Source organism: Janthinobacterium woesei, from assembly GCF_051380875.1.
In the GTDB taxonomy this organism is placed as follows: domain Bacteria; phylum Pseudomonadota; class Gammaproteobacteria; order Burkholderiales; family Burkholderiaceae_D; genus Janthinobacterium.
The window spans coordinates 35,809-60,954 of the sequence record NZ_JBNYXW010000002.1; the positions used below are offsets into that span (position 1 = coordinate 35,809).

22 protein-coding genes are annotated in these 25,146 nt (G+C 61.8%); 14 read left to right on the forward strand and 8 right to left on the reverse strand.

The genetic code is table 11. The features are described from left to right. Positions 1-26 precede the first annotated feature (26 nt). Positions 27-401: a DUF1294 domain-containing protein gene (locus ACQ4W6_RS01955; RefSeq protein ID WP_436565500.1), complete on the reverse strand. Its 375-nt coding sequence runs from the start codon at positions 399-401 to the stop codon at positions 27-29. Between the two features lie 75 nt (positions 402-476). After that, on the reverse strand, positions 477-1,043 hold the full coding sequence (locus ACQ4W6_RS01960; RefSeq protein WP_436565501.1) for a methylated-DNA--[protein]-cysteine S-methyltransferase: 567 nt from the start codon (positions 1,041-1,043) through the stop codon (positions 477-479). 136 nt (positions 1,044-1,179) lie between these two features. On the opposite strand from ACQ4W6_RS01960, the gene ACQ4W6_RS01965 reads away from it, so the two are divergent. Together ACQ4W6_RS01965 and ACQ4W6_RS01970 are read left to right on the forward strand one after the other, a co-directional pair. After that, positions 1,180-1,941: a nucleotidyltransferase domain-containing protein gene (locus ACQ4W6_RS01965; protein ID WP_436565502.1), complete on the forward strand. Its 762-nt coding sequence runs from the start codon at positions 1,180-1,182 to the stop codon at positions 1,939-1,941. A 118-nt stretch (positions 1,942-2,059) separates the two neighbouring features. Further along, a complete protein-coding gene (locus tag ACQ4W6_RS01970; RefSeq protein ID WP_436565503.1) occupies positions 2,060-2,902 on the forward strand; it encodes a hypothetical protein in 843 nt (280 codons plus the stop codon). Between the two features lie 7 nt (positions 2,903-2,909). On the opposite strand, the gene ACQ4W6_RS01975 is transcribed toward ACQ4W6_RS01970, so the two are convergent. From ACQ4W6_RS01975 to ACQ4W6_RS01990, 4 genes are all read right to left on the reverse strand, one after another. Further along, positions 2,910-3,308 (reverse strand): bacteriohemerythrin, encoded by a 399-nt coding sequence (locus ACQ4W6_RS01975; protein WP_436565504.1) that lies wholly within the window; start codon positions 3,306-3,308, stop codon positions 2,910-2,912. A 305-nt stretch (positions 3,309-3,613) separates the two neighbouring features. After that, positions 3,614-3,769 (reverse strand): hypothetical protein, encoded by a 156-nt coding sequence (locus ACQ4W6_RS01980; RefSeq protein WP_161784137.1) that lies wholly within the window; start codon positions 3,767-3,769, stop codon positions 3,614-3,616. 173 nt (positions 3,770-3,942) lie between these two features. Next, complete coding sequence (locus tag ACQ4W6_RS01985; RefSeq protein WP_436565505.1) at positions 3,943-5,190, reverse strand: sulfite reductase subunit alpha; 1,248 nt, start codon at positions 5,188-5,190, stop codon at positions 3,943-3,945. Next, positions 5,081-6,346 carry a PepSY-associated TM helix domain-containing protein gene (locus tag ACQ4W6_RS01990; RefSeq protein ID WP_436565506.1) on the reverse strand — a complete coding sequence of 422 codons (1,266 nt, stop codon included), beginning with the start codon at positions 6,344-6,346 and terminating at the stop codon, positions 5,081-5,083. The genes ACQ4W6_RS01985 and ACQ4W6_RS01990 overlap by 110 nt, the downstream gene beginning before the upstream one ends. 697 nt (positions 6,347-7,043) lie before the next feature. On the opposite strand from ACQ4W6_RS01990, the gene ACQ4W6_RS01995 reads away from it, so the two are divergent. From ACQ4W6_RS01995 to ACQ4W6_RS02010, 4 genes are all read left to right on the forward strand, one after another. Then, positions 7,044-9,377 (forward strand): TonB-dependent receptor, encoded by a 2,334-nt coding sequence (locus tag ACQ4W6_RS01995; RefSeq protein ID WP_436565507.1) that lies wholly within the window; start codon positions 7,044-7,046, stop codon positions 9,375-9,377. 190 nt (positions 9,378-9,567) lie between these two features. Continuing rightward, a complete protein-coding gene (locus tag ACQ4W6_RS02000) occupies positions 9,568-10,668 on the forward strand; it encodes a branched-chain amino acid aminotransferase (protein WP_436565508.1) in 1,101 nt (366 codons plus the stop codon). A 79-nt stretch (positions 10,669-10,747) separates the two neighbouring features. Continuing rightward, positions 10,748-11,458 (forward strand): ribonuclease T2 family protein, encoded by a 711-nt coding sequence (locus ACQ4W6_RS02005; RefSeq protein WP_436565509.1) that lies wholly within the window; start codon positions 10,748-10,750, stop codon positions 11,456-11,458. 10 nt (positions 11,459-11,468) lie between these two features. Beyond that, entirely contained in the window at positions 11,469-12,860 is a 1,392-nt protein-coding gene (locus tag ACQ4W6_RS02010; protein ID WP_436565510.1) for an MFS transporter, read from the forward strand. Positions 12,861-12,895: 35 nt separating this feature from the next. Here ACQ4W6_RS02010 and ACQ4W6_RS02015 read toward each other — a convergent pair whose 3' ends face one another. Continuing rightward, positions 12,896-14,530: an acyl-CoA synthetase gene (locus ACQ4W6_RS02015; protein WP_436565511.1), complete on the reverse strand. Its 1,635-nt coding sequence runs from the start codon at positions 14,528-14,530 to the stop codon at positions 12,896-12,898. A 141-nt stretch (positions 14,531-14,671) separates the two neighbouring features. On the opposite strand from ACQ4W6_RS02015, the gene ACQ4W6_RS02020 reads away from it, so the two are divergent. The 5 genes from ACQ4W6_RS02020 to ACQ4W6_RS02040 all read left to right on the forward strand — a co-directional run bounded on the left by ACQ4W6_RS02020 (position 14,672) and on the right by ACQ4W6_RS02040 (position 17,646). Next, a complete protein-coding gene (locus ACQ4W6_RS02020; protein ID WP_436565512.1) occupies positions 14,672-15,367 on the forward strand; it encodes a Crp/Fnr family transcriptional regulator in 696 nt (231 codons plus the stop codon). A 62-nt stretch (positions 15,368-15,429) separates the two neighbouring features. Continuing rightward, on the forward strand, positions 15,430-16,026 hold the full coding sequence (locus tag ACQ4W6_RS02025; RefSeq protein WP_436565513.1) for a helix-turn-helix transcriptional regulator: 597 nt from the start codon (positions 15,430-15,432) through the stop codon (positions 16,024-16,026). Between the two features lie 36 nt (positions 16,027-16,062). Continuing rightward, positions 16,063-16,458 carry a DUF2946 domain-containing protein gene (locus tag ACQ4W6_RS02030; RefSeq protein ID WP_436565514.1) on the forward strand — a complete coding sequence of 132 codons (396 nt, stop codon included), beginning with the start codon at positions 16,063-16,065 and terminating at the stop codon, positions 16,456-16,458. A 106-nt stretch (positions 16,459-16,564) separates the two neighbouring features. After that, positions 16,565-17,161, forward strand: coding sequence for an SCO family protein (locus ACQ4W6_RS02035; protein ID WP_436565515.1), 597 nt, complete (start codon positions 16,565-16,567; stop codon positions 17,159-17,161). A gap of 20 nt (positions 17,162-17,181) precedes the next feature. Further along, the gene (locus ACQ4W6_RS02040; protein ID WP_436565516.1) at positions 17,182-17,646 is read left to right on the forward strand and encodes a copper chaperone PCu(A)C; all 465 of its coding nucleotides are present in this window, start codon (positions 17,182-17,184) and stop codon (positions 17,644-17,646) included. Between the two features lie 145 nt (positions 17,647-17,791). On the opposite strand, the gene ACQ4W6_RS02045 is transcribed toward ACQ4W6_RS02040, so the two are convergent. Beyond that, entirely contained in the window at positions 17,792-21,187 is a 3,396-nt protein-coding gene (locus ACQ4W6_RS02045; RefSeq protein ID WP_436565753.1) for a PAS domain S-box protein, read from the reverse strand. Positions 21,188-21,774: 587 nt separating this feature from the next. Between ACQ4W6_RS02045 and ACQ4W6_RS02050 the strand changes: the two genes are divergently transcribed. The 3 genes from ACQ4W6_RS02050 to ACQ4W6_RS02060 all read left to right on the forward strand — a co-directional run bounded on the left by ACQ4W6_RS02050 (position 21,775) and on the right by ACQ4W6_RS02060 (position 25,105). Beyond that, on the forward strand, positions 21,775-22,443 hold the full coding sequence (locus tag ACQ4W6_RS02050; protein WP_436565517.1) for a TetR/AcrR family transcriptional regulator: 669 nt from the start codon (positions 21,775-21,777) through the stop codon (positions 22,441-22,443). Beyond that, positions 22,440-23,648, forward strand: a complete 1,209-nt coding sequence (locus ACQ4W6_RS02055; RefSeq protein WP_436565518.1) for a multidrug effflux MFS transporter — start codon at positions 22,440-22,442, stop codon at positions 23,646-23,648. Before ACQ4W6_RS02050 ends, ACQ4W6_RS02055 begins: the two co-directional genes overlap by 4 nt. Positions 23,649-23,758: 110 nt before the next feature. Further along, on the forward strand, positions 23,759-25,105 hold the full coding sequence (locus ACQ4W6_RS02060) for a DUF3422 family protein (RefSeq protein WP_436565519.1): 1,347 nt from the start codon (positions 23,759-23,761) through the stop codon (positions 25,103-25,105). The last annotated feature ends 41 nt before the right edge of the window (positions 25,106-25,146 follow it).

Sequence of the window (25,146 nt, forward strand, 5' to 3'; positions counted from 1 at the left end):
CGGGCGCGGCCTTGGCCTCTTGCTTGTTACAGTTCGATGGGCGCGACTTGCGTGCCGATATCGGGCGCCGAGTAATGCACGCTGAAATACACGAAGGCTGCGATATTGAGGGCAACGCTGATCCAGAACTGGACCTGGAACGAGCGCTTGCTGGACTTGTGGCGCAGCCATTGCTGCGCCAGCACGGCGCCGGGCCAGCCGCAGAGCAGTCCCAGCAGCAGCAAGGTGCGTTCCGAGGTGCGCCAGCGGCCCTCTTTGGCTGCCGACTTGTCGATTGCATAGGCGACGAAACAGCCCAGGCTCAGCACGCCATAGGCGAGGGCGACGAGGACGGGAATATGGAAAAAGAAGGTCGTCAGTAAATACAGTAAAGCAAACAGCAGGATGGACAGGTAGGGCATATTGTGTGATGTGTGTGCTTGATGGGATGGCGCGGCCATCCAGAAGTGATCAATACAGCCAATGAATCCAGCCGATTAGAAAAGGCAGCCTTGCGCCGTATCAATATGCACGGCGCGGCGCCTGGCGTGGCCCGTCTTGAGGGCTTCGCGGTCGCTGGACAGGGCGATGCCTTCCAATGCCAGCAAGGTTTCCTTGGCATGCAGGCCGCCCGCAAAGCCCGTCAGCTCGCCCGTGGCGCCGATGACCCGGTGGCAGGGGGCGATGATGGAGATGGGATTCTTGCCGTTCGCCGCGCCTACGGCGCGCACGGCGGCGGGGCGTTTGATCTGGCGCGCGATCTCGCCATAGCTGCGCGTCTGGCCGTACGGTATCGTCAGCAGCGCCCGCCAGACTTCCTGCTGGAAGGCGGTGCCGGCAAAATCGAGTGGTAGGTCGAATTGCTGACGCGTGCCGGCGAAATACTCAGCCAGCTGTTTTGCAGTGTCTTGCAGCACGGCGCAGCCGTCATCGACGCGCATCTCGCCCAGGCGCACGCGGTTCGGCTTGTCGTTTTCCCACAGGATGGCGGCCAGGGCCGCGCCGCGCGCCACCAGGGTCAGCTCGCCCACGGGCGAGGGCACTACCATACAAACGGTTTCCATGGTTATTCCTTGTACGCGCCGCCGTGGCGACTGCCGTGGCAAATTCGATAGCGCCAGTTTAGCAGGATGGCGCGGGGTATGGCAGTGCGCTGCACATTGCGCGTAGGATAGAGTTTTTTGGCATGGAGAATCGGCGTTGAAGACCATCCACACCTACGCAGCCATCCGCGCGATTGCCGTGCGGCTGGTACAGGAACGCTATCCCACGGCCGTGGCGGCCATCATCGGCGGCTCGTTTGCCAGCGGCCGCCAGACGGCCAGTTCCGATATCGACTTGCTGCTGCTGTTCGACCATATCGACTGCGCCTGGCGTTCCACCATCGTCGCCGAAGGGCGCACGGTGGAATTGTTCGCGCATGACTTGGCCACGTTCACTTATTTCTGCCGTGAAATAGACGCACCCGGCGGCACGGCGCCGCTGGCGCGTATGCTGCTGGAAGGGGAAAACATCGTCGCGCCCACTCCAGCGTACGCGCAGTTGCTTGCGCTGGCGCAAGCCATTGACGCAGCCGGGCCACCAGTGCTGGCGTTGGAGGCCTTGCAGCGGCGCCGCTATGCCATCACCACCTTGCTGGAAGACCTGGTCGATAGCCGGCAGCCGGGCGAAGCGCTGGCCGTGGCCTGCCAGCTGTATGCCATGCTGTCCGACCTGCATTTGCGCGCCGCCGGCCAGTGGAGCGGCGGCGGCAAGCACCTGTTTCGCCGCCTGCAGGCGTTTGACGCCGCCATCGCGGTGCAGCTCGACGGGGCGCTGCGCCTGGTGGCCAGCGATTTGGCTGCCGGCCAGCTTGCGTTTGAACAAGTAGCCGCCGCCGTGCTGGAGCCAGTCGGCGGTCCCTTGCTCGAAGGATACTGCCTGCGGGCGCCCGCGCACTGGCGCAGCGCACCGGCCGCTTGACACGCCGCGCGTGAGGGCAGGATCGGCGTCGATGGCAGGCAGGTGCCAGCGGCATGCCGGCGGGGCTTCTGCGATAATGCAGGCGCTGATAAAATATTTTCCTCATTGAAAGAAATGCATGCGTACATGGATAGCCTGTGCAGGATGGTGGTGCGTCGTCTCGCTGGGCCATGCCCAGGAGCACGTGCCGCCGCCGGCTGTTCCCGCGCCGCAGCAAAGCACCCGCGTGCCGGCCACGACCGACGCTGTGCCGCCACCGGCCGCCGTGGCTGCCCCTGCACCCGCGTCCGAGGCGCAGCTGCAGTCCTCGCAAACGGTGACGATCACGGCCAACAGCGATGTGAAGCCGCCGCGCGTGCGCTTCACGCCATACCGTGAAAGCTATCTGACAGCCAGGAAAGTGTGGCAAGTGTCGAGCGGTAATGTGGTCATGGCCTTGCGCCTGATCCCCGCCAAGCTCAGCGCTTCCATCGACGATGTGCGCGTGGCCCTGCAAGGCAATGGCGCGCCGATACCCATCAAGGTGTCGGAGGGCGGGGTGTTTGTCGTACCCCTGAATGACGATATCGCCGCGCAAGATGGCAGCTTTCTGGTCAACAAGGGACCAGGAGAATTGACGGCGAACATCGTCATCCAGCCTTCGGTGGCGCGCGACGCATGGAATGTGACGCGCATCGGCCAGGTTTTGAAGGATGCCAGGCGCGCCGTGCGGGCCATCACGCCGTGGTACAAGCGGCCCTTCGCCAACGAGGTGCAGTCACTGGCTTTTTGCGCGGCCGAGACGGGCAGCGCGCTGCACCTGATGGATGGCGAGCAATTGATCGCCACCCTGCCCATGAACGAGCCGGCCGTCAACGACATCAATCAAGCCGTGTTTTGCAAGATTTTCGATGGCGAAGATAAATACCCGGGACACTACCGCGTCGTCCTGCCCGAGCAAGCCACGGTCTTGCTGCTGTAAGCTCAGCTTAGCTGGGCTGGCGCTGCAGTAGCTCCAGCGCTGCCGCCAGGGCCAGGTCCATGGTGGCCTGGTGAAAAATCAGCCATTGCGGCAACAGCGACAGGGCATGGCGTCCCTGCGCCACGTCGCCTTCATCGACGGCGGCCCAGGCATGGTGCAAGCCGCTCAGCACGCGCGCATGCTGTTCGCGGTGGTTCGCCAGCGAAGGAAAGCCTATGTCCTCCATCAACGCTTCCTCCTCGCGAAAATCGCGCTCGACCGCCGCGACCAGGTCGCGAAATGCCACGCTAAAATCGTGGTCGCCCAATTGCGACAGCCGCGCCAGCGCCATGAACAGCGCTTCATGCGCCTCGTCGATGGCAGGCACGCCCAGCGCCATCTCCTCTTTCCACTGCGAATCGTGCATGCCGATCCTCCCCGTTAAGCCCGTTCCGATGCGAAGCGGGCTGTTTCAGTGTGGGCGCAGCGAAGGTGGAAATCCATGACCTGGATCAAGAGTGTGGTGAAGAGGGAGGGGGAGTAGAAGGAAAGGCAAAAGGGCAGCGAACAAAGCCCTTTCCGCCAGAAAGCGGTTTGAACGGTGCAACCCGTTACCGAGTGCCGCTGAAAAACGTTGCTGGCAAGGCGTCTTTGACGCAGACAGTACGCTAGTACGGCAAGTCAAAGCAACGCAGCCAGCGATGTTTCTCAGCCGCGCGTATTATATTAGTATCAATGCTTGGGCCAGCGAGCCCACAAGGCTTGCGCATCGACATTCGGCACTTGCATTTGCTGGCCGGCTGACGTCTGCATGGCATCCCTCAGCACGAGGGGGGCCAGCAACAGGGCCGACAGGGCAAGGCAGGCCAGCACTTTGAGCGTCAACATGGTCGTCTCCTGATGAGCCGGTGGCGGCGCGGGGATGCGGCGCCTGCCGGTCACTTCAATCGCGTACTCATATATTTACTACCATGTTTGCAGTTTAGCCCACTTGGTCCTAACTTCAACTCATTGCTGTGATGCATTGCACCAGTTTGGCTGCCCACGGCATGTCAGGCGGCTCAATACACATCGCGCCGGTAGCGCCGGGCCGCCAGCAGGGCGTCGAGTCCCGCCTGGCCCAGCACTTCTTGCAGCACAGCATCGATTCCTGCCGCCATGCCCTGCAGGCTGCCGCATACATACACGATGGCGCCCTGTTGCAGCCAGTCGCGCAGTTCGCCGCTGCAGGCGCGCAGGCGCTCCTGCACGTATTCGCGCTGGACACCATCAGCGCCATCGCGCGAGAGGACGCGGTCCAGGCGCGCTAGGTGGCCATCGGCCAGCCAGCCTTCCAGTTCGGCGCCGCAGATGCTGTCCACGCTTTGCTGGCGTTCGCCAAACAGCAGCCAGTTGCGGCCCAGTCCCGCCTGCTGGCGCGCGCGCAAGTGCGAACGCAGGCCGGCCAGGCCGGAACCGTTGCCGATGTAAATGCAGGGCACCTGCGCCAGGGCTGGCGCGAAGGCAGGATTGGCTTGCAGGCGCAGGCGGATGGTGGCGCCCAGCGGCGCGAAGCGCGTCAGCCAGCCCGAGGCCAGGCCACGGCCTTCGTTGCTTGCGCCCGCATGGCGCTCCTGGCGCACCAGCAACTGCAACTCCCCATCCGATGGCAGCGAGGCGATCGAGTAGCTGCGCGGCGCATGCACCGGTTGCGCGTCAGTGCCATCGGCATTGCACGCGATGATTTCAGCGATCGCGCCCGCTTCCCATATTGCGCCTGCCGGGCCGGCCAGGGCGATTTCATACAGTTCGCCGCCGACGCTGCCCGGGTTGAGCAGCACGCGGCGCGTCAGGCGCCAGTCGGCATACGCCGCTGTTTCCTGCACGCCGATGGCGTCGATGGCGCTGCCGCTGCAGCGCGCCAGCGCTTGCGACCAGTCGGCCAGCGCTTGTACGTCATGCTTGTCGACTTCGATCAGCGGGAACAAAGGCGTCGCGCCCAGTGCGCGCAACTGGCGTTCCAGTGCATGGCCAAAGCCGCAGAACTCGCTGTAATGGCGGTCGCCCAGGGCCAGCATGCCCACTTCCAGGCCCGCCAGCGGCGTGCCTGCCGTTTGCTGCAACAGGCGCGCGAAGCGCCGCGTGCCGTCCGGCGCCTCGCCTTCGCCAAAGGTGCTGGCGACGATCAGGGCCCGTGCATACTGGCGCAATTGCGCGGGATCAAACTGCTCCAGCGACTGCACGTCGACGGCGACGCTCGCCTGCTGCAGGGCGCGCGCGCTTTCCAGGGCCAGGCGCTCGGCCTGACCCGACTGGCTGGCGTAGGCCACCAGGGGTGGGCAAGCCCGTGGCCGTCTTGCCCGGCGCGTTGGCGCCCAGCATGGCGCGCTGCGCCTGCACAGAGCGTTTCGCCTTGCGGCGGCCCAGGTACAGCATCCAGCCCGTGATGGCGAACAGGGGCAAGCCCAGGCTAGCCAAGGTGACGATGATGCGGCCCGGCAAGCCAAAATACGTGCCCATGTGCAGCGGATAAATGATGTTGACCAGGCGCGAGCCCAGCGCCTGCTGGCCGTGCGGTGCGTTTTCCGTGATGCTGCCGTGGCTCGGCAGCAGGGACATGCGGCTGCGCCCCCGCTCGTGCGGCGCATCGCTGGCCAGCCAGGTCACTTGCACGGCTTCGCCAGGGCGCGTCGGCATGCGCGCGCTAGCCTGGGTCCAGCCAGCGGCGTGTTGTTGGAAGGCATTCCAGGCCAGGCCGATATCGACGCCTGGTGCCGGTTCCTGGGCGCCCCCTTTTTTCGGCGGCACTTGCGCCACGCGCGGCGGCTTGCCGGCCCAGGCGTCGATATGGTCGCGCACCACGTCATAGCTCCAGTAGATGCCCGTCAAGGTCAGCGCCACGTAGACAAGCAGGCACCAGGTGTCGGCCACGGCGTGCAAATTCCACAGCAAGGAGCGGCCTTTCAGGGCTGGATCGAACGTCAGCCAGGTGCGCCAGTCCAGCGGGCGACGCGGCCAGCGCAAATACAGGCCAGACAATGCCAGTCCCAGCAGGCACAGCGCCAGCACACCCGCAACTTGCCGGCCCGGATCGCGCGGCAGCAGCAGCCAGCGGTGCAAGGATTCCATCCACTCGAAAAAGCCGGCACCGGCCAGCGCCGGCTGGGTGGCGCCCGTGTACGGGTGCAGGTAGAGCGATTCACCGCGCCTCTGGCCCGCTTTTGGCGCGAAGAACAGGCGCGGCGCAGCGCCCGCCTGCGCATACATGGTGATGGAGGCCACGCGCTGGCCGTGTTCCTTTGCTGCGATGCGGCTCAACTGTGCCGGCGTCAGTGGGGCGCGTGTTTCCACGGCGACATGGCGCACGCCGGGATTCATCACATCGAGCAATTCCTCCTTGAAGGCCAGGGTGGCGCCGCTCAGACCGATGATTACCCGCACCGTGCCGGCCGTGATGCCGATGAACCAGTGCAATTGAAACCACACCTGCTTCCAGCGTCAGTGCCAGCGCCGCAGTGCGGGGGCGGCGGCAAGCTGGCGCTACTGGCGGGTGTCCGGCGCCTCGTCGACGGTGGCGCGCGGCAGGGGCAGGGAGGAAGAGGTGGTCATGGCAGGGCAGGGCAGGGAAGAGAGAAGGCGGACATAGTATCGCAAACGAGAATCATTCGCAAATACTGTCTGGGTAGGCATGTCTGGCGCAAAACCGCCACGCAAGACAAATTGATAATTTACATCGCAGTGAAATTGTGTAAAAATGAAAATCATTCTCATTCGTAGTCATGCGTTTTGACCACGCCTGCTTGATCATGAAACCTTGATCATGAAACCTTAATACAAGCTGACCCACTTGGCAGGCAAGTTCGGCAGTCCTTTTCCTCGTTGCCCGTGTCCACCATTTCTCCTTCCCCCGACGTTTTTAGCGACCTCTACAGTAGCCATCATGGCTGGGCATTGCTGACGGCCACGCAATCGGCCTCGGTCCTGGAAGGGGGGCGGGTGGCGCATGTGCCGCGTCACAGCCTGTCGCTGTGGAGACGCTACGGTCTTTCGCCCGCCCCGGGTTCCGCGCATGACGGCACCGTGGCGGTTCCAGTTTTGCAGTCCCATTCAACACCGAGCCAGCCAGGCGCCAGTGCGCAATAGCCAGCCAACTTGTTCCCATCCGATAGATTGAAAGATAACGATGACATTGAAAGACAAAGCGGGGGCCACCATCCGCAGCCGCAAGCACCAGATGACGTCCACACCGCGCCTGCACGGCACGGCACTGGCCGCTTTTGCCACCCTGGCCATGCCGCTGGCGCTGCACGCGCAAACGGTCGACAAGCCGCAACAGTTGCAGGAAGTCAAGGTGGTGGTCACGGCTGAGCGCTTGATCCAGACGCCGATCAAATCGGCGAACGACAAGCTGACCGCGCCTTTGCTCGATACACCAAAATCGGTGACCGTGATTCCTGCCGAAATCATTGCGCAAACGGGCGCCGTTTCGCTGACGGATGCGCTGCGCACCGTGCCGGGCATCACCATCGGCGCCGGCGAAGGCGGCAACCCCGTGGGCGATAATCTGTTCATCCGCGGCTATAACGCGCAAACGGACACGTATATCGATGGCATCCGCGACACGGGCTCGCAATCGCGTGAAATCTTTGCGTTGGAACAAGTCGAAGTGGTCAAGGGGCCGAACTCGGCCTACGGTGGACGCTCGTCGGCCGGCGGCGGTGTCAACCTGATCAGCAAGACGCCGAAAGCGGATGATTTCACGAATGCAAGCGTCGGCCTGGGCAGCGCCAAGTACCGCCGCGCCACGTTGGATGCGAACCGCGTCGTCAGCGACGACGTGGCCGTGCGCGTCAACGTGATGGCGCACGACGCCCACGTTGCCGGCCGCGACTACATCAATGGCGACCGCTGGGGCATCGCGCCATCGATCACGTTTGGCCTGAAATCAAACACGCAGGCCACCCTGAGCTACTACCACATGCAGTCGAGCGAGCTGCCGGACACCGGCTTGCCGTTCAACAACCCGTTCTCGTCCGGCGCGAATGTGTCGAAAAACGGCAACGGCACGCCCGTCAACGTGCCGCGCGAAACCTTCTATGGCCTGCTCAACCGCGATTTCCGTGACACGCAGAGCGATATCGGCACCATCGACGTGCGCCACGACTTCGGCAATAAACTGGTCCTGCGCAACGTCACGCGCTACGGCAAGACCAGCAACGATTATGTGTGGACCCAGCCCGATGATTCCAAGGGCAACACCATGCTGTACGGCACCGTCTGGCGCCGCGCCAACACACGCCTGACCGACACGGACGCGCTGGCGAACGCGACCAGCCTGGGCGGCGAATTCATGGCTGGCGGCGTGAAGAACACCTACACTGTGGGCATGGAACTGAGCCGTGAAGAAACGGACCGCAGCGCGTACATCTTCAAGCCGGGCACGAATAACCTGCTCAACGGCGGCACCGCCTGCCCGACCTCGGGCGCCGCTACCGGCTACAACTGCGCACCCTTGCTCAACCCGAACGCCAATGATCCCTGGATCTATACGCGCACGGTATCGCCAGCGCGCACGAACGTGGTCACCGACACGCGTTCCGTGTATGGTTTCGACACTATCGAGTTCACGCCGCAATGGCTGCTCAACGTGGGTATTCGCTGGGATGACTACAAGAGCGCGCTGAACGTGCCGCAATACACGCTCGACGGCAAGGTCACTGCCGCCAGCAGCGCCAATGTGCACGCCACGTTTGCCAGCTATCAGGCGGGCCTGGTGTACAAGCCATCGACCAACAGCAGCGTGTATGTATCCTACGGCACGTCGTCCACGCCACCGGGCAATGACGGTGGCGACGGCTTCGATGGCCTGACGGCAGCGATCCAGAACCTGAAACCACAGGAAAGCAAGAGTTTCGAGCTGGGCACGAAATGGGAAGTGCTGCCGGGTGGGCGTTTGTCCCTGAGCGGCGCCTACTTCCAGAGCGACATGAGCAATGCGCGCGTGACGGCACCGGACGGCACCACGCAAAACGTGGGCGACAAGCAAGTCAAGGGGATCGAACTGGGCGTGAGCGGCAATATCACGAAGCAATGGTCGGTCTTCGGCGGCTACACGCATTTGAACGCCATCGTGGAAAACAATGGTTATGTGACGAACGGCGTCATCAATGGCGTGACGCAGTACGCACCGTCGCCATACAACGGCAACCAGTTCCCCACCACGCCGAAAAACAGCGCGTCGCTGTGGACTTCCTACCTGGTGACGCCAGCCATCACGCTCGGCGGCGGCGTGAACTACGTCGATAAAGTCTACGCGAACGTGGCCAACAACAAGTATGCCCCGGGCTACACCCGCTTCGACGCCATGGCCAGCTATGTCGTCAGCCGCAACGTGACCTTGCAGTTGAACATACAGAACCTGACGAACAAGCTGTATTTCGACAAGGTTTCCTCGCCGCACTACGCTGGCGTGGCACCCGGCCGCTCGGCAACCCTGACGGCCAACATGAAGTTCTGACGTTCGCCAGTGTGATGTAGCGCAAGGCGCCGTTCCAGGCGATGGAACGGCGCTTTTCATTTTCCGTAGCCTGGAGATGGTTTTATTGCGGTGCAGCATCTGCCGCACGCCCAAGGCCGGGAGCATCGACGTCCTCATTTGCCCCATTAGGCGCTACAATAGGCAACCTCTTCACTCGTATCCTGCAGCCATGACCACTTCCACACCGAATCTCGCCGTCACCCCGTCCGCCCACCCTTTGTCCGATGCAGAACGCGCCGCGCGCATGGTCAACCCGGCCTTTGGCCGCATCTTCACCGACCACATGGTGGTGATTCCTTACCGCGACGGCAAGTGGCAGCAGGGTGAACTGAAGGCTTACGGCCCGCTGATGCTGGATCCGTCCGCGTCGTCGCTGCATTACGGCCAGGCCATCTTTGAAGGCTACAAGGCGTTTGCCCAGCCGGACGGCAGCATCAAGACTTTCCGTCCGGAACAAAATGCCGCGCGCTTCAACCGCAGCGCCGCGCGCCTGGCCATGCCGGCCATTCCCGTCGAACTGTTCCTCGAAGCGGGCGATGCGCTCATCTCGCAAGACCGCAACTGGGTGCCGAAGAACACGGGCGAGAGCCTGTACATGCGTCCGCTGATGATCGCCACTGACCCTTACCTGGGCGTGCGTCCTTCGGAAGAATACCTGTTCGTGCTGTTCGCCTCGCCTGCGGGCGCCTACTTCCCGCAAGGCGTGAAACCGGTCACCGTGTGGATCAGTGAAGACTTCGTGCGCGCCGCGCCGGGCGGCACCGGTGAAGCCAAGTGCGCGGGCAACTACGCGGCTAGCCTGATGGCCCAGTCGCAAGCGCAGGAAAAGGGCTGCGACCAGGTCGTCTGGCTCGACGCCGTGCACCGCGAATTCATCGAGGAAATGGGCGGCATGAACCTGTTTTTCGTCTACAAGGATGGCGAGAAGATCACCGTGGTGACGCCGGAATTGACGGGCACCTTGCTGCCAGGCATTACCCGCCGCAGCCTGCTGGAAATGGCAAAGGACCTGGGCTATGCTACGCAAGAGCGTAAATTGTCCGTCCAGCAATGGCGCGACGACATCGCCTCGGGCCGCATGACCGAAGTGTTCGCCTGCGGCACGGCCGCCGTCATCACGCCGGTGGGCGTGGTCAAGGCCAATGGTTTTGACATGACCATCAACAACAACGAAAATGGCGCCGTCACCCTGGCCCTGCGCGAAGCCCTGCTGGGCTTGCAACACGGCACGGCACCAGACACGCACGGCTGGATGCACACCGTTTGCTAAGCTGGCTTGTTAATTGATTGACTGCTATCGCGCCGGCATTGTGTTGCCGGCGTTTTTACGTGTTGTAAAGGAGACCCCCATGTATCGTGTCGTACCCGCGCTGGCCGCCTTGTTCCTGAGTTTGTCTGCCGGCGTTGTCCAGGCAGCCGACGCCCAGTGCGCGATTCCGCGCAATATCAGCTACTACGATTACGACGTCAAGCCGTCGGACGAGAAAAACACTTGCTACAAGCAAAGCACCAACGTGCCCACGGATTCCTTCATGCTGGCGCTGTCGTGGTCGCCCGGTTTTTGCGACAGCCAGCGCCGCCGTGGCGCAGTGTCGAAGAAGGCCGCCTTCCAGTGCGCCGAGAGTAGCCACTTCGGCTGGATCGTGCATGGCTTGTGGGCGCAGTCGGATAATCCGGCCAGCTGCGAGGATATTTCCGTGACCCCGCCGCGCAAGACAGAATTGCATCCGCGCTACTGCAAGGGCAATTTGCCGAAACTGGCACCGTCGGAAATCCTGCCCTACATGTGCATGCAGCCCGGCGAAGCCTTGCTGCAAGGCGAATGGGAAAAGCATGGCGCATGCGATTTTGATACTGCAAAGCAATATTTCGAGAAGGAACGCGAACTGTTCCACGCCCTGAAGTTACCGGACACCACTATGCCGAAAAACGCGCTGTTCCAGTGGATGAAGCAGCACAACCCGCAGCTGAAAGGCCGCTGGCTGGGCTATGAAAAACAGTCGGGCGAATTGCGCATCTGCTATTCGAAAGATTTTAAAGTGATCGATTGCCAGAAATAGGCCTGCCAGCATGAACCAGCAGCAAAATAGAGCCAAGCCAGTCCTGGTGGGCGAGGATGGTTTGCCGCCCAATGCGCGGTTGTGGGCCATGCTGTCGCTGGCCATCGGCGTGGGCATGGCTTCGCTGGACACGGCGATCGCCAACACGGCCTTGCCAGCCATCGCCAGCGAGCTGCACACGACGCCGGCCGCATCCGTCTGGATCGTGAATGTGTATCAACTGGCCATGGTGGCGACCCTGCTGCCTTTCTCGGCGCTGGGCGAAATCGTCGGCTACCGCCGCGTATTTATCGCCGGAATGTTGCTGTTTACCCTGGCTTCGCTGGCTTGCGCGCTGGCGTGGTCGCTGCCGTCGCTGGTGGTGGCAAGGCTCCTTCAAGGCGTCGGCGCCAGCGCCATGATGTGCGTCAATACGGCGATGTTGCGCGCCGTGTACCCCAAGCATTTGCTGGGCCGCGCCTTCGGCAATAATGCGCTGGTGGTGGCCGTGGCGTTCGCCATTGGCCCCACGGCCGCTTCGCTGATACTGGCGACGGCCTCGTGGCCGTGGTTGTTCGCCATCAATGTGCCGCTGGGCGTGATCGGCTTCTTCATGGCCAGCCGCATGCTGCCCGCCACTAAACTTTCCGGGCATACACTCGACGCGCGCACGGCGCTGTACAACGTGGGCGCCTTTGGCGTGCTGATTCTGCTGTTCGGCGACGCCGCCCATCATGCGGCCCTGCCGACCTTGCTGGTGGAACTGGTGGCGGTAGTGATTTTCTTTGTCTTGCTGCTGCGCCGCCAGGCGGGGCACCAGGCGCCGATGCTGCCCATCGACCTGTTTCGCCGTCCGCTGTTCCTGCTGTCCTCGCTGACGGCCATCTGCACGTTTGCCGCGCAAGGGCTGGCGTTCGTCGCGCTGCCGTTTTATTTTGAAGTCACGCTGGGACGTTCGCCCGTCGAGACGGGTTTCCTGATGACGCCATGGGCCGTGCTGGTGGCCGTGATGGCGCCCGTCGCCGGCCGTCTCAGCGACCGTTATTCGCCTGGTGTGCTGGGCGGCATCGGCCTGGCGGCGCTCGCTGCCGGTTTGCTGACCTTGATATGCATACCGGCGCAGCCCAGCGCGTTCGACATCGGCTGGCGCATGGCCCTGTGCGGCGTTGGTTTCGGTTTTTTCCAGGCGCCCAACCTGAAAGCCATCATGGGCAGCGCGCCGCCCGAGCGGGCTGGCGGCGCCAGCGGCGTGGTCGCCACCTCGCGCCTGATCGGCCAGGCCAGCGGCGCGGCGCTGGTGGCGTATTGCTTCACGGTCTCGGCCGCCAGTGGCACCACGTATGCGCTGTGCCTGGCAGCCGGGTTTGCCGCAGTGGCCAGCATTGCCAGCTTTGCGCGCCTGGCGGTGGCGCAGCCAGCCTAGCTTGCTGGCAAGCGCGACTGACCCCGCCATCGATCTCAGTTATCGATGGCCTTGTCCGACTGCATGCGCTTGCGCAGTTCGAACTTCTGGATCTTGCCCGTCGAGGTGCGGGGCAGGGGGCCGAAGTAGATGGCTTTCGGCACCTTGAAGCCGGCCAGGTTGTTCTTGCAAAAAGCGATCAGTTCCGCTTCCGTCACGCTCGCCCCTTCGCGCAGCTCGACAAACGCGCACGGCGTCTCGCCCCATTTCTCGTCCGGCTGGGCGATGACGGCGGCGGCCAGCACTTGCGGGTGGTGGTACAGGGCGTCTTCGACTTCCACGCTGGAAATATTTTCCCCGCCGGAAATGATGATGTCCTTGCTGCGGTCCTTCAGCTTGATATAGCCGTCCGGATATTGCACACCCAGGTCGCCCGTGTGGAACCAGCCGCCGGCGAACGCTTCCTGCGTGGCCTTTTCATTTTTCAGGTAGCCTTTCATGCAGATGTTGCCCCGGAACATAATCTCGCCGATCTGTTCGCCGTCGGCCGCCACGGGCTGCATGGTTTCCGGGTCCAGCACGGCGATAGCGCTTTGCAGGTGGTAGCGCACGCCCTGGCGCGATTTTAATACCGCCCGCTCTTCCTGCGGCAGCGCCGCCCATTCCTCCTGCTCGGCGCAGATGGCGGCCGGGCCATACACTTCCGTCAAGCCATACGAGTGGATCAAGTCAAAGCCCATGGCTTCGATCTTCGCCACCATGGCTGCCGGCGGCGGCGCGCCAGCCACCATGCCGCGCACGCTCCAGTCGATTCCCTCGCGCCAACTGGCGGGCGCATTGGCCAGCGCCGCGTGGACGATGGGCGCGGCGCAATAGTGGGTGATGCGCAATTCGCGCATCAGGTCGAATACCAGCTTCGGCTCGAACTTGCGCAGGCACACGTTGACGCCCGCGCGCGCGGCGATGGTCCACGGGAAGCACCAGCCATTGCAGTGGAACATGGGCAAGGTCCACAGGTAGACGGCGTGCTTGGGCATGTCCCATTCTAATATGTTCGACAGGGCATTCAGGGCCGCGCCGCGGTGGTGGTAGACGACCCCTTTCGGATCGCCCGTGGTGCCCGAAGTGTAGTTGAGGGCGATGGCGTCCCATTCGTCCGCCGGGGGCTGCCAGTCGTAGTCCGGGTCGCCGCTGGCCAGCAAGCTTTCATAGTCGAGCTCGGCGAAGGGTTCCACTTCCGGACCCAGCACATCATTGACCTGGATCACGCGCAAGCCGGGAATCTGCGCCGCCATCTGGCGCGCCAGCTCGGCAAATTCCGTGTCGGCCAGCAAGACTTTCGCCTGGCCATGGCGCAGCATGAAGGTCAGGGATGCCAGGTCGAGGCGGATATTCAAGGCATTCAGGACGGCGCCCGCCATGGGCACGCCAAAGCTCGCTTCCACCATGGCGGGCGTATTGGGCAGCATCACGGCCACCGTGTCGCCCGTGCCCACGCCCAGCTTGATCAAGCCGGATGCCAGGCGGCGCGTGCGCGCATAGGTTTCCTGCCAGCTCTGGCGCACGGTACCATGTGCAATTGCTAGGCGCTTGCCATATACTGCGGCTGCCCTGGCGATATAGTCGAGCGGGGTCAGGGCAGTGTAGTTGGCGCTGTTTTTGCCGAGGCCGGTGTTGAAATCGGGTGTCATGCTTGTCTCCTGATGAATGATCGTCGTGCTAAGCCTGGTGCTCCCTGTTTCGGGATTGATGCCGGCAAGCATAGCACCGGTGCCGGGAAATCACTGTCATCTTGGAGACAGCTGTATCTGCAGTGACCACGCAAGGATGGAATGGATAACAATAATTTCAGCGGCATGCAGGAACTCGACAGCCACGACTGGTTCATGGCCCTCGATGCCAGGCACCAGGCGCTGCTGCGTGCGGGCAGCACGCTCAAGCACTTTGCCGCCGGCGGGTTCATCACGCGGCGCGGCGAGCCGTCGCAGCACTGGATCGGCGTGCACACGGGCTTGATCAAGCTGGCCGTATACAACGCGGACGGGCGCGGCGCCACGTTTTCCGGCGTGCCGGCGGGCGGCTGGTGCGGCGAGGGCAGCGTGCTCAAGCGCGAATTGCGCCGCTACGACGTGGTGGCCGTGCGCGCCTCCAGCATCATCCTCGTGCCGGCCGAGCTGTTTCACCGCTTGCTGGCCGAAAGCCTTTCCTTTAATGCTTTCGTGATCCGCCAGTTGAACGAGCGCATGGGGCAATTCATCGCCACCATCCAGAACCAGCGCCTGCTGGCAGTCGACGCGCAAGTGGCGCAGGCCATTGCGCAGCTGTTCCACCCCATGCTATATCCGCGCACCTCCAGCGTGCTTGAGCTGTCGCAGGAAGAAATCGGCTTGCTGACCGGCATTTCGCGCCAGCGCGTCAACCTGGCGCTGGGCCGGCTCGCCGAATTAAAACTCATCAGCATCGCCTACCAGTCCATCCGCGTGGTCGACCTGGACGGCTTGCTCCGTTATGGCGTGGCGTCGCTGTGATGACAGAGTCGCTGCGCGATGTGTGGCATGCTGGCGGCTCGCCCACCGAATCTACTTGACGCATGGCATTCATTTCCGATCATCCCTTGTACATGCTGGGCTTGCGCTTTCCGCTCAGGCTGCGCGTCACCGTGCGCCAGGGTACTGTGACCTTGCATAACGAAATTACGACCAAGAAATTGGCCAGCGGCGACAGCTTTGTCGTGCCCGCCTTCCTGCGTTTCGCCTGCGACGTGATGCCGGGGCGGGGCAAGCCGGCCGTGTTTACCCTGGCGCTGGAGCACGATGAAGCGCAAACGGGCCATGGTGGCGGCAAGCGCTGGAGCCAGGCGCTGGCGCAGCATATCTTTGATACGCCGCAAGGCAAGTGGACGGCGGCGCGCCTCGCTGCCCTGTGGCAAGTGACGCCGCACAAGGCGCGGGCGCGCCTGTTTGCCGAGGGTGAAGCGCTGCTGAGCCTGGTGCGCGAACAGCGCCTGGCGCATGCGCTGCACACGGCCGCGCAGGGGCATCGCGACGGCGATGCCGCGCGCGACCTGGCGCAAGTGGCGGCTGGCTCCGGTTTTGCGTCGATCCCCGCGTTTTGCGACGCCTGCGTGGAGGTGGCCGGCGTACGGCCCAGCCTGTTCCTGCGCGGGCAAGCCTCAACACCCGCATAGCCATACTCCGCTATAATCCTTGGCATGGGACCTTTATTGAAGCGCAAACATTGGCACATGTGGTTCGCCTGCCTGGCGATACTGCTCAACACGCTGTCGCCGTCCCTGTCGTACGCGTTTGCCTCGCTGCACGCGAATGCGAATGGCGCCGCCGTCGAGATTTGCTCGGCCAGCGGCGCCGTGTATACGCAAGCGTACCTGGTACCCGCTTTCAAGGCCGCGCAGTCGACTACCGATTCCGTGCTGCACCACATCGAGCATTGCCCGTTTTGCATGAGCCACGCGGGCAGCGCAGGCTTGCCGCCGCCGTTGTCATCGCCGCTGGCCGTCATTGCCGGCCACGACCGCTATCCGTCCCTGTTCTACCAGGCACCGCAAACGCAGTTTGCGTGGCTGGGCGCCAGCCCGCGCGGCCCGCCGTCCCTGGCCTGAGCCTGAACCTGCGCGCACGCGTTCGTCACACTTTTCGCCTGCCGCCTTGCGGCCGTGTACTGACGCCCTAATTTGTAGCAATTACGCCCTTTGGGCCAGAAATGCCATGAAACGTCGTTTTTTTCTTCTCGCCGGTACGGCGGGATTGCTGTCGCTTGCCGCTTGCGAGCAGGCACCGAAACCCCATTACAACGGCCTCGACCTGACGGGCGGCGACTACAAGCCCGATTTCAAGCTGAGCGGCCCCGACGGCAAGGTCTACACCCTGGCCGACTTCAAGGGCAAGTATGTGATGGTTTTCTTTGGCTTTACGCAATGCCCGGACGTGTGCCCGACGGCGCTGTCGCGTGCGCTGGAAATCCGCCAGAAGCTGGGCAGCGATGGCGACAAGCTGCAAGTGATCTTCATCAGCATCGACCCCGAGCGCGACACGCCCGAGTTGCTGGGGGAATACATGCGCGCCTTCGATCCCAGCTTCCTGGGCTTGCGCACCGACCCGAAAAACACGGCGCAGACGGCCTTCAACTACAAGGTCTTTTACCGCCGCGTGCCCAGCGGCAGCTCGTATACGATGGATCACACGGCGATTAGCTATGTGCTCGATCCGCAGGGACGCATGCGCCTGGGCTTGAAACACCAATTGACGGGGGATGAATGCGTGCAAGACATCCAGACCTTGATGAAATCGAAATACACCTTATAAAACCCATTGAAGGAATGATCATGACCCATCTGAAAACCCTGCTGGCCACGGCCCTGGCCGTGCTGTCATTCTCCGCCGCTGCCCAGAGCGGCGTGCAAGTCAGCGACCCGTGGGTGCGCGCCACCGTGCCGCAGCAAAAGGCCACGGGCGCCTTCATGCAGATCACGGCGCCGAAAGCCATGCGCTTGCTGGAAGTGCGTTCGTCCGTGGCCGGCGTGGCGGAAATGCATGAAATGAGCATGGCCGATAACATGATGCGCATGCGCCAGGTCAAGGAAATCGCCTTGCCAGCCGGCAAGGCCGTCGAACTGAAGCCGGGCGGCTATCATGTGATGCTACTGGAACTTAAAGGCCAGGTGAAGGCTGGCGACAAGATTCCCCTGACCCTGGTGCTGGAAGGGGAAGACAAGCGCCGTGAAACCATCGAAGTTCAGGCCGTGGCCCGTCCACTGGGTGCGACGTCCATGCCAGCGATGAAGCACTGATCGCTCAACACCGATCAAACCTGCTGCGCATCGCGATGTCGGAAGCTCGGCTTGGGATGATCGGTGCGAAGTCGCGCTGTCTGGTGCTTGACTGGCATTGTCCAATGCTTGACGGACACTTGGCGCTATGTGGAAAGCCAAGTGGCTAGCTCCGCTCGATACGCTGCTCCCCCGGCAGTGCTGAGGGAGGCAGGGCGCAAAAATCAGACTCGAGCTGAGACGTTTTGGCAAAGTTCAGCGCGACATCGAGCGCATCCATGAACTCGACGACGTTGATCGGCTTGGTCAGATAGCGGCAAAACCCGGCCTCGATGCCCTTCTTGATGTCACGCGGAACGGCGTTGGCCGACAGCGCCATGACCGGAATGTGGGCCGTCAAAGGATCCTTGTTCAAGATTTTCAAGGCGTCATATCCACTGATGCCGGGCAAATTTATATCCATCAAAATCACGTCCGGCTGATAGGTGCGCGCCAACTGGATACCCAACTGTCCTTCAATTGCCGTCAACAACTTCAGATCGGTGCGGCGCTCAATCAATTCCTTGATCAGCTCCAGATTTGCCGCGTTATCCTCGATATACAGCAGTGTCCGCTGGGACGGCAATGCATGCGCCGCCGTGTCGTGGACCTCCTCAAGAGGTTCGCCAGGCTGGTCCGATGCTGGCTCATGTATTGTCGACGCCGGAAGCTCGATCCAGAATGTGCTGCCGGTGCCGACGCTGCTTTCGACGCCGATAGTGCCACCCATCAGTTGCACCAGCTGCTTGGTCACGACCAGGCCGATGCCGGTGCCTTCTTCGGTGCTGGCCTCCTGGCCCAGGCGATTGAACGGCTGGAAGAGCTGGGTCATTTGTTCCTGCGTCAATCCGGCGCCGGTATCCTTGACGCTCATCCGCACCCGGCCTACGTCGGGCATCATCAGGCATTGGACAATGACGACGCCCCCGACCTGGTTGTACTTGATCGCATTCGACAGCAAGTTGATGATCACTTGCTTGACCCTGGTCTTGTCGCCACAAATAGAGAACGGTTCGTCGAAACGAGGAAACACCATCTGGATGTCGCGTTTTTGCGCCTGAGGCAAGATCATTGCGTGGCAGTCTTTCAGCACACTGGTTAGCGACATCGACTCCTGTGACATCGCCATTTTCCCCGATTCGATGGTCGCCAGATCTAAAATTTCATTGATCAGGCGCAGCAGGTACCAGCCAGCGTGCAAAATATGGCCGATCGCCTTCTTCTGCTTCGGTTCGGGCGCGGGATCCGAGGCGTCCATCAATTGGGCGAATCCGAGCATCGCATTGAGCGGGGTACGCAATTCATGGCTCATGCTGGACAAGAAATCGGACTTCGCCAGATTGGCTTTTTCGGCCGTCGCCTTTGCGCTGACCAGCTCGAGGTTATTTTCCTGCAGCATTTTCTCGAATTGCTTGCGGTCGGTGACGTCACGGGCCGCCGCAAACACGCCTTGCAAGTTGCGGTCACGGTCATAGAAAGTGGTCGCATTGTAGGAGACCACCGTTTCCTTGCCATCCCTTGCGTGGGCCGTCAACTCGTAGTTGGTCACTTTTCCCTCTTGCAGCACGCGAGTGATGGTCTCTTCGGCCCGCGCCGGATCGGTAAAGTAGTTCTTGAACGGCGCCCCAATCAGTTCGTCGCGGGTGCAGCCGGTCAGCGCTTCCATCTGCTTGTTGACATCGCTGATGATGCCGCGCGGGTCCGTCGTCATCAAGGCATCGATGTTCGATTCAATCAGGGAGCGCGTGTAGAACTGTTGATCGCGCAGACGTTGATCGGTCTTCAATTGCTCGGCTTCGCCCCGTTTGCGCGCGGTGTTGTCGGTACCGATCAACAGATATCCAATGATGGTATTTTGGGCGTCGCGCAGTGCCGTGACTGAAACGACTGCGGGAAAACGGCTGCCATCTTTTCGGAAGTAGGTCAGTTCATAGATGTCCTCGATGCCGCGCGAGGCCTTGAACACCAGCGCCTCAAATCCCGGCAGGATGGCCGTTCCAAGTTCGACACTGAGTGCCTTGGCGCGCGTGATCACTTCCTGCGGATCGGAAATGTCGGCCGGCGTGATCTTGTTCATCACTTCGGCGGCGGTGTAGCCCAGCATGCGTTCGGCGCCGACGTTGAAGATCTGGATGACGCCCTTCGCGTCGGTGGCAATGCTGGAGAAGTTCTCGCTGTTGAAAATCGCGTTCTGCAAGGCGCCAGCTTTTAACAGGGCATCTTCCGCCAGCTTGCGCGCGGTGTTGTCGGTGCCGATCAACAGATAGCCTATGATTGCATCCTGATCGTCGCGCAATGCGGTGACCGAGACGACCGCCGGGAAGCGGCTGCCATCCTGGCGAATGTAAGTCAGTTCATAGATGTCTTCAATGCCGCGCGAAGCCTTGAATACCAGCGCCTCAAAGCCTGGCGTGATGGACGTTCCAAGTTCGATACTGAGCGCTTGCGCGCGCGCGATCACTTCCTGTGGATCGGATATGTCGGCTGGCGTGATCTTGTTCATCACGTCGGTGGCCAAGTAGCCCAGCATGCGTTCGGCGCCGACGTTGAAAATTTGAATGACGCCATTGGCATCAGTGGCGATACTGGAGAAGTTGGCGCTATTGAAAATGGCGCTCTGCAAGGCGCCGGCCTTTAACAGCGCCTCTTCGGCCCGCTTGCGCGCCGTATTGTCGGTGCCGATCAACAAATAGCCGATGATGATGTTCTTGGCGTCGCGCAAAGCCGTGACCGACACGACCGCCGGGAAACGGGTGCCATCCTTGCGGAAGTAGGTCAGCTCATAGATGTCTTCGATGCCGCGCGAGGCCTTGAATACCAACGCCTCAAAGCCTGGCGTGATGGACGTTCCGAGTTCGACGCTGAGCGCTTGCGCGCGCGCGATCACTTCTTGCGGGTCGGAAATATCAGCTGGCGTGATCTTGTTCATCACTTCGGCTGCGGTGTAGCCCAGCATGCGTTCTGCACCAACATTGAAAATCTGAATCACGCCATTCGCGTCCGTGGCAATGCTGGAGAAATTGGCACTGTTGAAAATCGCATTCTGCAAGGCACCAGCCTTGAGCAAAGCGTCTTCAGCCAGCTTGCGCGCCGTGTTATCGGTGCCGATCAGCAGATAGCCGATGATAGCGTCCTGGTCGTCGCGCAATGCTGTCACTGACACGACCGCCGGGAATCGGCTGCCGTCCTTGCGGATGTAAGTGAGCTCATAGATGTCTTCAATGCCGCGCGAGGCCTTGAACACCAAGGCTTCAAATCCTGGCGTGATATTTGACCCGAATTCGACGCTCAGCGCTTCGGCCCGAGCGATCACTTCGTCGGCATCCGAAATGCCGGCCGGTGTAATCTGATCCACCATGTCGGCAGCCTTGTAGCCGAGCATGCGTTCGGCACCGACATTGAAGATCTGAATAACGCCCAGGGCGTCGGTGGCGATACTGGAGAAATTGGCGCTGTTGAAAATCGCATCTTGTAGTGCGCCCGCCTTGAGCAACGATTGTGGTTGCAGTAATTGCTGATCCATCACAAGACGCTCGGGCAACGCCCGCCGCAATGGCATACACAACAGCACCAGGAACGCCAGCAGGAAAATCGCAATGCTCCAGAGCGGGACGACGATGGATTGCACCGCCTTGCTCCATCCCACGGTGGCGGCCCAGAGCAGCAAACCGGCCAGTACAACTCCCAGGCCAATTTTCATCGTACGAATGAGCAATGTTTTTGTTATTTTATACATAATACCAGTCATGGAAATTGAAAGATTCGCAACATTAGTTGCAAATAATATTTCCTGGTACTATTTTTTGTATGTGGGCTACCGCACATAGCGGGACTTTTTTTTGGGATGAATCTTTCTGGCCAAGTTCGATGCACATGCTAGGCAAATGGTCGGAAGGGGAGGGTGCTGCCGATGCGCATTGCCTCGGCGGCTCCGTGCATTCGCACAGCTCCGCATCTGCGCCGCATCTCCTCCACATTTCACTGCGCTCGCTACGGTTTTTTTGGCGTTGATAGTCCTTTGAAAAGCCCGCTCCGTGGCTTTTTTTGCGCTGCTTGAAAATTAAACAGTCGTTTGATAGGATGTTAAACATCTGTTTGAATATGTGAGTAATGATGAATCTGGAAAAAGAAGCCGAACCGGCCCGCGCGCGCATCTTGCAAGTGGCGGCCGAGCTGTTTGCCGCTGGTGGCTACAAAGCCACATCCGTGCGCACAATTTGCGAGGCGGCCAAGGTCAACGTGGCGATGGTTAATTATTACTTTCTTAGCAAGGAAGAGCTGTACCTGGCCGCCTTCGACTATGCGCGCGAACTGGCGCCGGGTTCTGCCGCCGATGTGGCTGCCGCCAGTGCGCAAGCGCAGCTGCCGCCCGTGGAACAATTGCGCCTGGCCATCGAGGCGCTCGTATCAGACATGCTGCGTTCGGGGCCGGCGTCGCTGTTCAGCCGCCTGGTGGCGCGTGAACTACTCGAACCGACGGCCGCCATCCGCACCTTGGCCGTGCGTGACGTGCGGCCCCAGCACGCCTTGTTTACTGCCTTGATCCGTGGCGTGGTGGGGCAGTCGATGCCGGCGGACGTGGTGCAGAAATGCGTCCTCAGCCTGATCGGCCAGGCCGTGTTCCATACCCGCTCGCGTGTCGTGCATGAACTGGTGGCGCCGGAAATTACCTATGACGAGGCGGGCATCGCCAGCATCGCCAGGCATATCGCCCAATTCACGCTCGCTGCCCTCGATGGCATGCACCGTCAATATGCGCCTACGCAGGTGAGCGCATGAAGGCCCGCAATCTGACCCTGGTGCTGGCCGGCCTGGCCATGCTGGGCCCGTTCGCCACCGACACCTTCCTGCCGTCGTTTCCCGCCATCAGCACGCATTTCGATGTCAGCAGCGTGCTGGTGCAGCAGACCCTGAGCGTCTACCTGGCCGCCTACGCCTTCATGACCCTGTTCTACGGTACCTTGTCCGACTCGTTTGGCCGCCGTCCCGTCATCCTTGCCTCGTTGGTGATTTTTGCCGTGGGCTCCATCGGCGCCGTGTTCGCGCCCAGCTTCGGCTGGCTATTGTTCTTCCGTGGCATGCAGGGCGCGTCGGCCGGGGCGGGCAGGGTGATCGGGCAAGCCATCGTGCGCGACAGCCTGCAAGGGGCAGCGGCGCAAAAGATGCTGGCTAACATCATGATGCTGTTCGGCATCGCGCCCGCCATCGCGCCCATCATCGGCGGCTGGCTGCACGTGGCCTATGGCTGGCAATCGACGTTCGTGTTCACGTTTGCCATCACCGTGCTGCTCTTGCTGGCTTGCTTGAAAGGGCTGCCGGAAACCTTGCCTGCCGCACAACGCCAGCCGTTTCATCCCGGCACCATCGCCGTCAATTACTGGCAAGCGCTGCGCCACCGCACATTCCTGCTGCTCTCGCTGGCCGTGGCCTTCGCCTTTGGCGGCTTTGCCCTGTACATCGCTTCCGCAGCGAATTTCATCCTGGAATTGTTGCGCCTGCCTGAGACGGCGTTCGGCTGGCTATTCATTCCTCAGGTGGCCGGCATCGTGGCCGGTTCTGCCTTGAACAGCAGGCTGGCGCACACGGTGCCGAGCACGACAATGGTGCGCTGGGGCATGTTGGCCATGGCGACCACGAGCGCGCTCAATATCGCGTACAACCACTGGTTTTCCGCCAGCATTCCGTGGGCAATCGTGCCAGTGATGCTGTACACATTTGGCATGTCGTTGGCCTTGCCGGGCATGACCATGGCCACGCTGGATATCTTCCCGCAGATGCGGGGGCTGGCCGCCTCGCTGCAAAACTTCGTGCAGATGCTGCTGTTTGCGCTGGTCTCCGGTTTTATCGCCCCATTGCTGTTTGATAGCGCTTTCAAGCTGGCGCTGGGCCAGGCCTCAGCCGTCGTGCTGGCGGGGCTGTTCTGGTGGCTCGGCACGCGCCAGCGTGCGCCAGCCCCTTTGGCTCAGGGGGCAAAAATGGGCTAAAAGGTGGGCATGCTTCCTGCTTTGTTACACTGTGACAATCAGACCCGTGCTGCGGGCACATCAGCTCGCGCCAGGTCTAAGCAGTTTTGCAACTTTACCTTTGGCTAGCCATGCACTTGATTAACTCCAGTCTGAACCACGCCTTGCGCGTGCCGCTGGCCGCGGAAATCCATTCGCGGCCCTTCTTGCAGCTCGACGCGCCCGAGCTCATTACCCATCTGGCCGTGTACCGGGATGACAGCGCGGCGCCCGGCGTGTCGAATATGTCGGCCCAGCACGCCACGCTGGCGGCGCTGTGCACGCATTTTGGCGTCACGCCCCCAAGCGCCGAAGCCAAGTATTTTTACTACGACTTCGGCCGCTTTCGCCTGAAGTGGGAATGCCACACGGAATTTGCCACCTACACGTTTGCCGAACACCCGGGCGCCGCCTTGCCCCTGGAGCAGGCGTTCGAACGCATGCCCCTGGAACAATTGCCGCAGCAGTGGCTGGTGGGCTTGAAGGGCAAGTTGATGGTGGCCGCGCACGTGGTGCTCGAACAAGCATTGGCCCCAGCCGAGATCTTCATGCAGGGCTTGCCGCGCGTCTTCGAAGGCAATACCCTGGCCGGCAGCAAAGTGCTGCAGGGCGGCGAATTGTGGACCGACTTCACCATCCAGTCCGACGGCTTCAGCCGCTTCGTCATCCGCGACGCTGGCATGCGTTCGCAGCAGTCGGGACGTTTGGTGCAGCGCGTGCTGGAAATCGAGACGTACCGCATGATGGCCTTGCTGGGCTTGCCATACGCCATGCAGGCGGCGCCATCCTTGAATGCCATCGAGAATGAACTGGCGACCCTGGCCGGCGCCATGGTCGATACGGACGACGCGCCGGGCGCCAGCAAGGCTGACGAGGGCGTGTCCGAGCAAGCATTGCTCGACCGCATCACGCGCCTGGCGGCCCGCATCGAAAAATTGTCCCTCGACAATAGCTACCGCTTTTCCGCCTCGAAAGCCTACATGGGCCTGGTCAAGGCGCGCATCGAGGAATTGCGCGAAGTGCGCATCGAAGGCATCCCCACGGTCGAAGAATTCATGGACCGCCGCTTGACGCCGGCCATGAACACCTGCGAAGCGATGGCCAGCCGCCAGGAAGCCATGGCGCAGCGCATCGCCAACACGAATGACTTGCTGCGCACGCGCGTGGGCATCGTGCAGGAATTGCAGAACCGGCAAATCCTGCAGTCGATGAACGCCCGCGCCGCGCAGCAGCTGCGCCTGCAGCAAGCGGTGGAGGGGCTGTCGGTGGCGGCCATTTCCTACTACGTGATCGGCCTGTTCAGCTACACGGGCAAGGCGGCCAAGGTAATGGGCTTGCCCGTGAACCCGGAAATCCTCGTCGGCGCCCTGGTGCCGTTCGTGGCCGCAGCCGTCTGGCTGGGCTTGCGGCGCATGCACCACAAGCTGCACACGGACTGAGCCAAAGTCGCCCGGCTGGCTAGAAAAAAAGTTCTAGATAT